At 63.6% G+C, this 11,936-nt stretch carries 12 protein-coding genes; 7 read left to right on the plus strand and 5 right to left on the minus strand.

Translation table 11 applies throughout. The annotated features are described in order from the left end of the window. Positions 1-67: 67 nt before the first annotated feature. A complete protein-coding gene (locus FEZ61_RS06370; protein WP_017641350.1) occupies positions 68-664 on the minus strand; it encodes an NUDIX domain-containing protein in 597 nt (198 codons plus the stop codon). A gap of 104 nt (positions 665-768) precedes the next feature. Here FEZ61_RS06370 and FEZ61_RS06375 point away from each other — a divergent pair, with 104 nt between their 5' ends. The 3 genes from FEZ61_RS06375 (at position 769) to FEZ61_RS06385 (ending at position 4,614) form a co-directional block, all read left to right on the plus strand. Continuing rightward, positions 769-1,521, plus strand: coding sequence for a DeoR/GlpR family DNA-binding transcription regulator (locus FEZ61_RS06375; protein ID WP_173147838.1), 753 nt, complete (start codon positions 769-771; stop codon positions 1,519-1,521). A gap of 72 nt (positions 1,522-1,593) precedes the next feature. Continuing rightward, on the plus strand, positions 1,594-2,592 hold the full coding sequence (locus FEZ61_RS06380; protein WP_173147840.1) for an alpha/beta hydrolase: 999 nt from the start codon (positions 1,594-1,596) through the stop codon (positions 2,590-2,592). A 363-nt stretch (positions 2,593-2,955) separates the two neighbouring features. After that, positions 2,956-4,614 (plus strand): methyl-accepting chemotaxis protein, encoded by a 1,659-nt coding sequence (locus tag FEZ61_RS06385; protein WP_173147841.1) that lies wholly within the window; start codon positions 2,956-2,958, stop codon positions 4,612-4,614. A 138-nt stretch (positions 4,615-4,752) separates the two neighbouring features. On the opposite strand, the gene FEZ61_RS06390 is transcribed toward FEZ61_RS06385, so the two are convergent. Together FEZ61_RS06390 and rlmE are read right to left on the minus strand one after the other, a co-directional pair. Then, positions 4,753-5,124: a hypothetical protein gene (locus tag FEZ61_RS06390; protein WP_173147843.1), complete on the minus strand. Its 372-nt coding sequence runs from the start codon at positions 5,122-5,124 to the stop codon at positions 4,753-4,755. A gap of 361 nt (positions 5,125-5,485) precedes the next feature. Then, positions 5,486-6,106, minus strand: a complete 621-nt coding sequence (gene rlmE / locus FEZ61_RS06395; RefSeq protein WP_007158737.1) for a 23S rRNA (uridine(2552)-2'-O)-methyltransferase RlmE — start codon at positions 6,104-6,106, stop codon at positions 5,486-5,488. Positions 6,107-6,351: 245 nt separating this feature from the next. On the opposite strand from rlmE, the gene FEZ61_RS06400 reads away from it, so the two are divergent. The 4 genes from FEZ61_RS06400 (at position 6,352) to FEZ61_RS06415 (ending at position 9,949) form a co-directional block, all read left to right on the plus strand. Continuing rightward, the gene (locus tag FEZ61_RS06400) at positions 6,352-8,001 is read left to right on the plus strand and encodes an NAD(P)/FAD-dependent oxidoreductase (RefSeq protein WP_173147845.1); all 1,650 of its coding nucleotides are present in this window, start codon (positions 6,352-6,354) and stop codon (positions 7,999-8,001) included. Beyond that, on the plus strand, positions 8,001-8,726 hold the full coding sequence (locus FEZ61_RS06405) for an RNA methyltransferase (RefSeq protein ID WP_173147847.1): 726 nt from the start codon (positions 8,001-8,003) through the stop codon (positions 8,724-8,726). Before FEZ61_RS06400 ends, FEZ61_RS06405 begins: the two co-directional genes overlap by 1 nt. Positions 8,727-8,837: 111 nt before the next feature. Then, positions 8,838-9,329, plus strand: coding sequence for a DUF4126 domain-containing protein (locus FEZ61_RS06410; protein ID WP_173147849.1), 492 nt, complete (start codon positions 8,838-8,840; stop codon positions 9,327-9,329). A 302-nt stretch (positions 9,330-9,631) separates the two neighbouring features. Further along, on the plus strand, positions 9,632-9,949 hold the full coding sequence (locus FEZ61_RS06415; protein ID WP_093252168.1) for a hypothetical protein: 318 nt from the start codon (positions 9,632-9,634) through the stop codon (positions 9,947-9,949). 275 nt (positions 9,950-10,224) lie between these two features. On the opposite strand, the gene FEZ61_RS06420 is transcribed toward FEZ61_RS06415, so the two are convergent. Continuing rightward, positions 10,225-10,662, minus strand: coding sequence for a hypothetical protein (locus FEZ61_RS06420; protein ID WP_017641382.1), 438 nt, complete (start codon positions 10,660-10,662; stop codon positions 10,225-10,227). Positions 10,663-11,311: 649 nt separating this feature from the next. Further along, the gene (locus tag FEZ61_RS06425) at positions 11,312-11,890 is read right to left on the minus strand and encodes an AraC family transcriptional regulator (RefSeq protein WP_173147851.1); all 579 of its coding nucleotides are present in this window, start codon (positions 11,888-11,890) and stop codon (positions 11,312-11,314) included. Between the last annotated feature and the right edge of the window lie 46 nt (positions 11,891-11,936).

The following is an 11,936-nucleotide window of genomic DNA, read 5'->3' on the forward strand; positions in this document are numbered from 1 at the left end:
AGCGCCGGAAGCCGCGTCTCCGGGATCCGAGACAGGCCGCTGGAGCCCTGGTCGTCAGCCTTGGAGATCAGCTGACCGCCAGGTGTGGTATGAGCTTCAGGGCCGCGTACTGCAGGAGCATGATGGTCTTGCCGTCGCGAATGGTCCCGGCATCGATCATCGCCAGCGCCTCGTCCAGGTCGACCTCGAGCACGGCGATGTCCTCGCCTTCCGCGGCATTGCCACCCCCGGCCGACTTGCGATCGCCCGGGGCGTACTCGCCGACGAAGAAATGCAGCCGCTCGGTCACCGAACCGGGACTCATGAAGGCATCGAACACCTGCCGCACTTCCCGTACCTGAAAGCCCGTCTCCTCCTCGACCTCGGCGCGGATTCGCACCTCGGGTTCGGCGGCGTCGAGCAGGCCGGCGGGCGCCTCGATCAGCAGGTCGTCGTGCCCATTGACGAAAGCCGGATAGCGCAGCTGGCGCGTCAGCACCACGGTGCGCCGCCGGGGATCGTAGAGCAGGATGGTCGCGCCATTGCCGCGATCGTAGGTCTCTCGCGATTGCCGCTGCCAGGTGCCGTCACTGCGCAGGAAGGCGAAGGTGGTCTTCTTCAGGATGAACCAGTCGTCAGACAACACCTTGACCTCTTCGACACGAATACGCGGGGCGATGCTCATAGGCGATCCTCTGGGTTGGCGAGCGGTATTTACCACTCTAGGGCTTCGCGCTAGAATTCGTGCAGTTTCGTGCAACGTCAAGAATTTTCGTGCAGGAGTCCCCGATGCTGACCCGTGAACGCAAGGCGCTTATCCAGCAGGTGCTGCGCCGGGAAGGCCGGCTGGTGGCCAAGACCTTCAGCCAGCAATTGGGGGTCTCGGAAGACACCATTCGCCGTGATCTGCGGGAGCTGGCAGCGGAAGGCGTGCTGCAACGCGTGCATGGCGGCGCCTTGCCGGCTTCGGCTGCCGTCGCGGACTACGCCAGGCGCGAAGAGGCGTCCATGGCCAGTAAGGTAACGCTCGGCCAGGCGGGCATCCGCCTGATCCAACCGGGACAGATCATCTTTATCGATGGCGGCACGACCAATGTCCAACTCGTCCGCCACCTGCCCAAGGAGCTTGAGATCACCGTGGTCACCCATAGCCCGAACATCGCGGTAGAGCTGGTCGAGCATCCGCTGATCGAGGTCGAACTCATCGGTGGCCGCCTGTTCAAGCATTCCATCGTGACCCTTGGCACAGCCTGTGCGGAGGCCATCGCTCGGGTACGAGTCGACAGCTACTTCATGGGCGTGACCGGGCTGCATCCCGAGACGGGCGCCACCACCGGCAATGCCGAGGAAGCCGCGATCAAGCGCATCATCAGCCGTCAAGCGGCGGAGACCTTTGTGCTGGCAACGCGGGAAAAACTCGGCGCGGCCTCGCCCTACGGCATCATCCCGCTGGCCGATGTCAGCACCCTGGTGACGGATGCGGCGCCTGACGACGAGGCGCTCGGGGCGCTGAGCGCTGCAATGTCCGTGATTCATGCCTGATGCCCGACTACCGGAAGTGGCGACTCGCCCCTCCATCGCCGTCCCCCACTGGACCCAATACCGGAGTCGCTTATGGCCAAGGCCGTGACCACCCTTCCGTCTGAAGGCGTGTTGGTGCCGCAACGCATCGTGCCCTTTCCCACCTCGATCAGCGCGCCGGCGAGGGCTGCGCGGCAACGCCTGGTCACTGCCCAGGGTCTTCCGGTCAATGCGCTTCAGCCGCTACCGCCGTTAGCGGACAAGGCAGCCTGGCAAGCGCTCAAGGACCAGGTGAACGACCACTATGCGTTGGCGGTGAAAGGCATGGCGAGCCACCCCCGCGCCAGTGTCGACACCCTGATCCTCGGTGATACCGAAATCCATGTCGCCACGCCTGAAGGATCGGCACACCCCCAGCGAGCCTGTATCGACCTGCACGGTGGTGCCCTGTTGTTCGGCGGTGGCGAGGCCTGCCGCGTCGGCGCGCAGCAACAGGCCGACCGCTACGGCGTTCGGTGCTTCGGCGTGGATTATCGCCTGCCGCCTGACTTTCCCTTTCCTGCCGCGCTGGATGACTGCCTTGTGGCCTATCGGCATGTGCTGAGCCAGTACTCCCCCGCCGATATCGTTCTCATCGGACGCTCGGCGGGTGGCAACCTGGCGCTGGCGATGCTCTTGCGCGGTCGCGACGAAGGTCTGCCGATGCCCGCCGGGTTGGTGCTGCTGTCACCCGAGGTCGACCTGACCGAATCCGGCGACAGCTTCCACACCAACCGCCATGTGGATGTGATGCTGCCCCTGCCCCTGATGCCCATCAATCAACTCTATGCGGGCGACGCGGATCTCGCCCAACCCTATCTTTCGCCCTTGTTCGGTCAGCTTGAGGGATTGCCGCCCACCTTCCTGCAAACGGGTACCCGCGACCTGTTCCTGTCCAACGCGGCGCGCTTGCATCGTGGGCTGCGCCGCGCCCGGGTGCCTGTCGAGTTCTACCTCGGCGAAGGCATGCCCCACGGCGGTTTCATGGGCGGAACAGCAGAGGATGACGACCTGTCCCAAGAGATTCGCGGCTTCATCGAGGCCCTGTGGTAACGCCAGGCCTAAAGCCAGGTGCCGCCATCGCCGCCTGGCGCACGCGCCAAGGCTCACCGGCCGAGGCGGTCATGGACGAGGCGCGAGTAAGCCGTTCGGGTGCGAAGACGAATGATCAGGCCAGCTGATCAATGAGTTCTCAGAACGCCTTCGCTACGTCTACCCCCTCCGAAAAGCTATTGCAACAACGTTTATTGGCCAAACTTCAGGAAAGTTCGGCGAATTGGCTGCCATTTGTAAAAGCGGCAAAGAGCCACCATAAACTTCCAGATATTCGCACCGAAAGCCTGACTATTGACGTCACTATCCCGTCGTCGCTTGCAGCTAGCTGTGACCGCTAGTCCTTCTCCGAGGAGCTTTCAGATGTTCAAGAATTTCCGGATTGGCACCCGCCTCATCGTGTCCTTCATCGCCGTGGCGTCCATCAGCCTGGTGGTGGGATTGGCGGGCCTCAGCAACAGCAGTCAGATCAACGATCTCGCGACTCAGCTTTATCAGAACGAATTGCTCGGGCTTTCCTACATCAAGGAGGCCAACATGAATCTGGTCTTTATCGGCCGCGCGCGCAGCAACTACCTGCTGGCAACCTCCGAAGAGGATCGCACTCGTGCCCAGGCGGAGGTCAAGCTGGGGCTGGCCAATGTGCGGGACAATCTCGCCAAGGCTCGCCCTCTCTTTAGCAGCGAGGCATCGGCCGCCAATTTCCGGCAGATCGACGAGTTGCTCGGCAGCTATACCTCTCAGCTGGACCAGGCCATGGCGATCGCCGGCAAGCGGACGCTGCGTGATGCCGATCCTGAGCTGGACAGTCAGTTGGTCAGTGTCCGCCGTTATGGCGACCAGGTGGGTGTGCTGATGACCGAACTGTCCAAACGCAAGGAGCAGAACGCCAGCGACGCCAACGACCTCACCGACCAGATCTATGCCCGCAGCCGGGTCATGCTGATCGGCCTCATCGCGGTGGGCGTGGCCTTTGGCATCCTGCTCGGCTTCCTGATGAGCCGCAGTATCACCCGCCCCCTGCGCGCCGCGGTCGCGATCGCCGATCGCCTGGCCGCCGGCGACCTCACCCAGCGCATCGAGGCCGAGGGCCGTGACGAGACCGCGGCCCTGCTCCGCGCCATGGGCGGCATGAACCAGCGCTTGGGGCAGATCATCAGTGACGTCCGCAGTGCCTCCGATGGCCTGGCCAGCGCCTCGGAAGAGATCTCCGCCACCGCCCAGAGCATCAGCCAGGCCAGCACCGAGCAGGCCGCCTCGGTCGAGGAAACCAGCGCCAGCGTCGAGCAGATGTCGGCCTCCATCGCCCAGAACACCGAGAACGCCAAGGTCACCGACGGCATGGCCGGCAAGGCCAACCGCGAGGCGAACGAAGGCGGTCAGGCCGTGAGAGACACCCTGGTGGCCATGAAGACCATCGCCGCCAAGATCGGCATCATCGACGACATCGCCTACCAGACCAATCTGCTGGCACTCAACGCGGCCATCGAAGCGGCGCGCGCCGGTGAGCATGGCAAGGGCTTCGCGGTGGTGGCCTCCGAGGTGCGCAAGCTGGCGGAACGCAGCCAGGTGGCGGCCCAGGAGATCAGCAATGTCGCCCAGGGCAGCGTGGCCCTGGCCGAACGCGCCGGCTCGCTGCTGGACGACATGGTGCCCTCCATCAGCAAGACCTCCGACCTGGTGCAGGAGATCACCGCCGCTTCGGAAGAACAGAGCGCTGGCGTCGACCAGATCAACAGCGCCATGCTGCAACTGAGCCAGGTGACCCAGCAGAACGCCTCGGCCTCCGAGGAACTGGCCGCCACCGCCGAAGAGATGAGCAGCCAGGCCGAGCAGTTGCAGCAACTGATGGAGTTCTTCGTCCTGAACGGCGCCTCGTCCACGCAACGCTTGGCGCACCCCGCTACCAAGGGGTCGAAACCGGGCCTGGCCAAGCGAGCCGCAGCGCTGGTCGACAGCTCCCGGCACACTACCCAAGGTCGCGTACCCACTGGCTATGCGCTTTTCGAGGAGCCTGCCTGATAGCGAGCCGACCCTGGCGAAGGTGTTCACCCCGGGTGAGCATCTTCAGCTGGAGGACGCTCCACGGGAGCTGTCAAGCCTGCCCTATCATCCCTGCACTGCAGGGATCGGCGAAACAAGGGGTACGCCTGCAAAACCTCAGCTGCGTAGGCCGAGAAACTCCTGCAGTCGCAGCGCTATCAGTCTGACCTCCGCCTTTTCGGAGAAACCGACCCGTGGCCAGTCATAGCGGCTGTCACATTCGGTGGCATGGCCGCTGCCGGCTTTCAGCTGCTTGAAGAAGTGTCTGGTTTCAACGATCCCTCGACCTGCCCTTCTGGCATGGGATTCGACGTCGAAGGCAATCTCGCCCAGATTGCCCTCCGCCAGACCTGCAGCGGGCCGGTAGAGGAAGAGCTGGCCGCGCTCGGCCTTTACACAGCGAAAGCCCTGCCCGTTTTCCATTTCGTACAAGGCGCCGTAGATATCCGTGAGCAATCTTCTGGCCGTCTCGAACACATACCCATCCATCTATCCAGCTCCCTGCTTTTCGGCAAAAGATCGCGGCAACACCGGTATGGGCGCGGATCATAGAGAACCCTAGCAGTCGTTCAGGAATTAACTCCCGACGGAAACATCGCCTCACAGTTGCTAGATATGGATAGATAGGCGAATCAGATCCTGGCCACGCAGTTTCCCGGCCCACAGGGCTAAGGAACGTCTTGACGAAGGACACGACGATGCGCCGTACCTGTCTCAGGATCCTGTGCAGACCTCGACAAGTCACGGTAGGAATTAATGATCAACCAGGCTTTCGCCGTGGACTCCACCGCGTGGCGGGCAGGCATCTCAGCGGGCCATCGACAGGCCCGCGCCTGATGCTGGAGCGGCCCTAGCCCTTGAAACCCTTGCCCACCAGGTAGACCTCACGCGAGCGGGGACGCGAGGCTTCGGGCTTGCGGATCGACACCTTCTCGAAGGAGGTGCGTACGTCCTTCAGGAAGACATCGGAGCCTTCGCCCTGGAAGACCTTGACCACATAGTTGCCGCCCGGCTTGAGCACCTGGCGCACCATGTCGAGGGTCAGCTCCACCAGGTACATCGCCGCCGCTTGGTCGGCCGCCGCGACCCCGCTGATGTTGGGCGCGATGTCGGAGACGATCAGATCGGGCTGGCGGCCATCGAGCACGCCGAGGATCTTCTGGAAGACGGCATCGTCGGTGAAGTCGCCCTGGACGAAGTCGACGTTGTCGAGGGCTCCCATCGGCAGGATGTCGGTGGCCACCACGCGGCCCTTGTCGCCCACGATGCCGCCGGCCACCTGCGACCAGCCGCCGGGCGCGGAGCCCAGGTCCATGACCAGCATGCCGGGACGGATCAGCTTGTCCTTCTCGTTGAGCTCGATCAGCTTGTAGCTGGAGCGCGAGCGCAGGCCGTCTTTCTGAGCGCGTTTGACGTAGGGATCGTTGACGTGTTCATCCAGCCAGCGACGGCTGCTTTTGGATCTTTTCATGTTGGAGCTACCACGGGAAAGCGGGTGAGGAGCGGACGCGCGCCAGGTCTGGCCAGCCGCAAAGTGGCGGCGATTATAAGCCGATAACGCCCGGGGACGAATCGGGGATCGCCCAAGCGACCGCCAGGCCGCCCAGTGGAGCGCCCATCGTCCCGGCCTGACAGCGCTGGAGCCGCCGGGTACAATCGCCGCCCTACCCCTCCTCGTCCCTTCCTTTGCCGGAGTCACCGGCCAGGATTATTGTCATGATTCGCATCAACGAACTGTCTCTGCCGCTTGACCACACCCCCGCCGAGCTGCGCCAGGCCATCCTGGAACGCCTGAAGCTGAGCGACGCCGACCTCCTCGATTTCACCGTGTTCAAGCGCAGCTACGATGCGCGCAAGAAGAACAGCGTCATCCTGTTCATCTACATCATCGACCTGGAAGTGCGCGACGAGGCGGCGGTGCTGGCGCGCTTCGCCAATGACCTGCACGTGCGTCCGGCGCCGGACACCGGCTACTATCCGGTCGGCCAGGCGCCAGCGAATCTGACCGAGCGCCCGCTGGTGGTGGGGTTCGGTCCCTGCGGCCTGTTCGCCGCCCTGCTGCTGGCCCAGATGGGCTTCAAGCCCATCGTGCTGGAGCGCGGCAAGGACGTGCGCAGCCGCACCAAGGACACCTGGGCGCTGTGGCGTAAGAAGGTGTTGAGCCCCGAATCCAACGTGCAATTCGGCGAAGGCGGTGCGGGGCTGTTTTCCGACGGCAAGCTCTACAGCCAGATCAAGGATCCGAAGTTCTACGCCCGCAAGGTGATGCACGAGTTCGTCCGCGCCGGCGCGCCGGAAGAGATCCTCTACGTCAGCAAGCCGCACATCGGCACCTTCCGCCTGACCGGCGTGGTCGCCGCCATGCGCGAAGAGATCATCGCCCTCGGCGGCGAAGTCCGCTTCGAGAGCAAGGTGACCGACCTGGTGATCAACGACGGCCAGCTCGAAGGCGTGGTGCTCGCCAGTGGCGAAACCCTGCACAGCCGCCACGTGGTCCTCGCCCTGGGCCACAGCTCCCGCGACACCTTCCGCATGCTGCACCGCCAGGGCGTGTACATCGAAGCCAAGCCCTTCGCCGTCGGCTTCCGCATCGAACACCCCCAGGGCATGATCGACCAGGCCCGCCTGGGCAAGTACGCCGGCCACCCGGAACTGGGCGCTGCCGACTACAAGCTGGTCCATCACGCCAAGAACGGCCGCGCCGTCTACAGCTTCTGCATGTGCCCGGGCGGCACCGTGGTGGCCGCCACCTCCGAGCCGGGCCGCGTGGTCACCAACGGCATGAGCCAGTACTCGCGCAACGAGCGCAATGCCAACTCCGGCATCGTGGTGGGCATCAATCCCGAGCAGGACTTCCCCGGCGATCCGCTGGCCGGCGTCGAGTTGCAGGAGCGCCTGGAATCGCGCGCCTACGAACTGGGCGGCAGCGACTATTGCGCGCCCGGCCAACTGGTCGGCGACTTCATTCGCGGCGTGCCCTCCACCGAATTCGGTGAAGTCGAGCCCTCCTACAAGCCCGGCGTACGCCTGGGCGATCTGGCGCCGTCGCTGCCCGCCTATGCCATCGAGGCCATTCGCGAAGCCCTGCCCGCCTTCGGCAAGCAGATCCGCGGCTTCGATCGCCATGACGCCATCCTGACTGGCATCGAGACCCGCACCTCGTCGCCAGTGCGCATCACCCGCGACAACGACAGCCTGCAGAGCCTGAATATGCGCGGCCTGTATCCGGCCGGGGAAGGCGCCGGCTATGCCGGTGGGATCCTCTCCGCCGGCGTGGACGGCATCAAGGTTGCCGAGGCCCTGGCCAAGGCGATGCTCGCGGAAGGCGACGCCCAGGACGCCCTGCTGGTTCGGGCTGCGGGTTGATGAAGCTCGACGACATCAAGAAGCTCCACCAGAAGAAGTACCGCGCCGAATTCGGCCACTTCCTGGTGGAGGGCGAGCACCTGGCGCTGGAACTGCAAAAGGCCGCGCTGCAGCATCCCGCGCTGCAGCGCGCCGAACTCTATGTGACGGGCGCCTACGAACACTGGCAGAGTCCATTCCGCACGCACCTGATCAGCGACCGCCAGATGGCCCAGCTCGCCGACACCAAGACCCCGCAGGGCATCCTTGCGGTGGTGCCCATGCCCCGGGAGCCCGTGGCAGCAGCGGTCGAGGGCGAGCGCGCCGTCTATCTGCACGAGATCCAGGATCCGGGCAACCTGGGCACCATCCTGCGCACCCTGGCCTGGTTCGGGCGCTTCCGCTGCCTGCTCAGCCCAGGCAGCGTCGACCCCTACAACCCCAAGGTGGTCCGCGCCAGCATGGGCGCCATCTTCCACACGCCGCTGGAGCTGGATGTCACACTCGACGGCCTGCAGGAGCGCTTCCCGCGCCTCGCCTGCCTCGATATGCAAGGCACGCCGGTGCAGTCAGCCCAGTTCAAGGCCTTCGATTGCTACCTGTTCGGCAACGAGGCCCGCGGCGTTCCCCGCGAGCACCTCGCGGCCCTGAATGCCCAGCCCTTCACCATCGCTGGCGCGGGCGCCATCGAATCGCTGAATCTGGCGGCGACGGTGAACATGTGCGCCTATGAGTTGAGTCGGTAGCGGCATCGTTCACTTTGGATTACGAAAGCGCGCGCGATTTGCGGCTCCATCGAGCTGAACAGTCCCGCGCGCACCCGGTCCGTATGGGAACGACCACCGGGAGAATCGACGATGACGACAACCAGCAACCTCTTGTGGGGCGCCTTGGCTATTGGCGTGGTGACAGGCATGCGCAGCATGCTGGCGCCGACCATGGTCAGCCAGGCGCTGGCCGACCGTGCGGACATAGAGGGCGCGGGCGAACCTGCACGTACCCTAGCGTCGCGCCAGGTACGGCGCTACGTGATGCCCCTGGCCGCCGGTGAGCTGTTCGGCGACAAGATGCCCTTCGCCCCGGATCGCACCATTGCGCCTTCGCTGCTGGTCCGTGCCCTATCCGGCGGCATCAGTGCGGCAGCGCTCGCAGGTGCGCGGCGACAACCGATACTGCTGCCCGCATTGATCGGCTCCAGCGCCGCCTGTCTTGCCGCCAAGTTGGCGATCGATCTACGCAAGCGCTACGGCACCAATGCCTGGGTCAATGCGGGTCTTGGCCTGGCCGAGGACTGCTTGGCCGTGTCGCTGGGCAACGCCGGGTTGCGTCGAGCCCTGCAGGATCGCTAGGACAGAAGTCGCACGCCGCTCGCCCTTCACGCTGCCCGGCAGGCCGCGCACGCCCTATCTACCTCAACATGAGCGAGTGCGAACATCGCCGGGCACGAATCGTCCAGAACCCCGCCGGAACTCCTATTAGACATCGCGATCAGAGTTAGCATGAGTGCTCCAACCCTCATTGACTTCAGCCCTGCCAGAGAGCGGGGCTTTTTTTGCCTGTCGTCTAAGGGGTGAGCAGGGCTGTCGAGTGCCACCTATGAGGATGCCGGCACGGCATGGTAAGACACCTCTTTCACCACGAGAAAATCGCCATGCGCCATCTGTTGCTACCACTACTCCTAGCACCCGCGATTCTGCTTAGCAGCCCCGCCTTCGGCCAGCAGGCGCTGGAAACGGATAGCGACTACCTCCAGCACCGGGCAGCCTCGTTGAGTGAGCGGATAAACCTTGCCGTCAAGGGTCACCAGGTGTCCAAGCAACAGGCAGCACGTTTGCAAATGGCCGTAGGCCAGGTGCAGACACGTGCCGGGCATCTACAGGCTCGCGACGGAACGATCAGCCGGCCGGATGCCGATGCCATGAACCAGACGCTTACCGACGTTGAAAGAACGCTTACCCATCAGCCGTGATGGATAAGGCAGATACATGTTCTCCCATGACAGATCTCCAATGTTCCTCAGTAGCCTCCATGGCCACCGCTGACGTGACGTTGTTGGAGTCCTTACTGCTGCGTACATCAGTCCGGTAGGGTCCCTAGACTTTCGAGAGCGAGCATCTGTCCACCTTCAGAGCTTCGTACTGTCTGGCGGCAGCTCGTCTGGCCTGGCCATGAGCATGCTCTTCGTCGAGGTGCCGCCGGTTAGCGACTAGCGACTAGCTGCGGTGATTATCATGTTTTGGTAATTCAACTGGGACGCGAATGCAGCACAGCGAGGCTGATCTGCACCAAAAGCATCTCGGGGCCGGCTTCTGATCGATGACTGATCAACTCTTCTCTTTTCTCGGTTTGTGCCTCCCCGGCCCTCGTGATCATGAAACGATAAAGCTCGATAGGTTCGTTGGTGACCGCGTTTCGGATCAAGACAATGCAGGCAATCTTTCCCTCGTCGTCGTGGGAAAGCGGGTGAGTAATGATTTCGAAGAATCGGCCAAGCACAACGGCCTTGAAACGATCTTCAGTTGCCTGAATGTGCGTCCAGACTTCAGCGACGTCTTCACCGCCCGCAAGATCGGCCATGATGTCGAAATACCTGGCCGTATGCGCCTTGGCCCGCCTGAGGTCCTTTCCGAACGATGCAAGCATCTGAACGCCAGCGATGTAGTCTTTGCCTACCGATTCCATGGACAAGCTCCTGGTTGTGAAAGAGGAAGCTGGGACGGGTATAGAGACAGTGGGTCGAATGTTCTTCTTTCGGACCTGCTGCGCACGGGAAAGACTCCCTGTCCCCTTTGCACCGACAGGTGCCTGCCACCTCGAGAACACGCCTGGAAAGCACCGGAAAACCGCGGCCCGGACAATGTGCAGGGCCAGCGATCCCGCGTTGCGACGCCCTGTTGCATGCAGGTACCGCGGATCAGACACAACGGGGGCGGGATCGGGGTCATTACCCGCTCTCCATCGGCTCGACCTGAGCCTGGATGTGAAGCGCGTCCGTCCCAGCCAACCACCGCTTTGACCGCTCTGCTGGAGCGGTCGGCTATTCGCCCACGCCGTTCGCAACGCGGCGTCGAACGCCATTGGCCATCGAACTACCTCGTGACTCGTCTCCGCGACTCGAACAAATCGCCCTGCAGATAGGCTGAAGCGAACTGCGCAGCGTCGGCGAGACCTTTCGGCAGCAGGGTGCCGTAGTGCCTGGAACCTGTCGGAAAGCGCTGTAGTCATGACGTCGCATGGCAGAACGGCCGGGTCGTCTGTCGCCCGGAGTGCGCGCCCGGCGTGGCCGCCGCCCGGTGCCGTCCCTGCATGCTTTCCACTTGCACCAATAACATCAACTAGCCGTACGGATAGTATCCGCAGGGATATCACTTGCGTCGTGCATCACGTCCTGCCGCATGGATCGCCAACGGCGCGGGGTATGACCGGCAAACCTTGCGAAGGTCCGACAGAAGTGGGACTGGTCGGAAAAGCCGCATTCCAGAGCCACGTAGGCAACGGAAAGATCTGTCTCCACCAGCAGACCCTTGGCCTTGTCGATTCGGCAGGCCAGGGCCCACTCCTGAGGGGATACGCCCGTGGCTTTCTTAAAGGCGCGGGAGAAGTGACTACGCGAGAGCGAGCAGCTTTTCGCGACTTCCGCGACCATCAGCCGGCTGCTGTCGCCCTGGTCCTTGCCCAGTAGCTCCTTCGCCTTTCGTTCCTGCCAGGGTGCCAGCGCGATACGTGCCTGTGGTTCACCTTCAGGCCGCGCGTAGTGCTGCAAGAGGTGACCGCACAGCTCTCGCCCGGCTTCCAGCAGGCGCCGCGTCTCCACTGCGCAGGCATTCTCCAGGGCGTCCTTGAGCAAGTCGACCAGTTGGTAGGTCTCGGCGTCCAGGGCGCGGGCGTGAGGCAAGTAAGAGCTGGGCATGAGATCTCTCCTGAAACTGATGGAGAGAGCGTGCCGGACATCGCGC

The organism is Pseudomonas sp. MS15a(2019) (assembly GCF_013277805.1).
GTDB classification, from domain to species: Bacteria; Pseudomonadota; Gammaproteobacteria; order Pseudomonadales; family Pseudomonadaceae; genus Chryseomonas; species Chryseomonas benzopyrenica.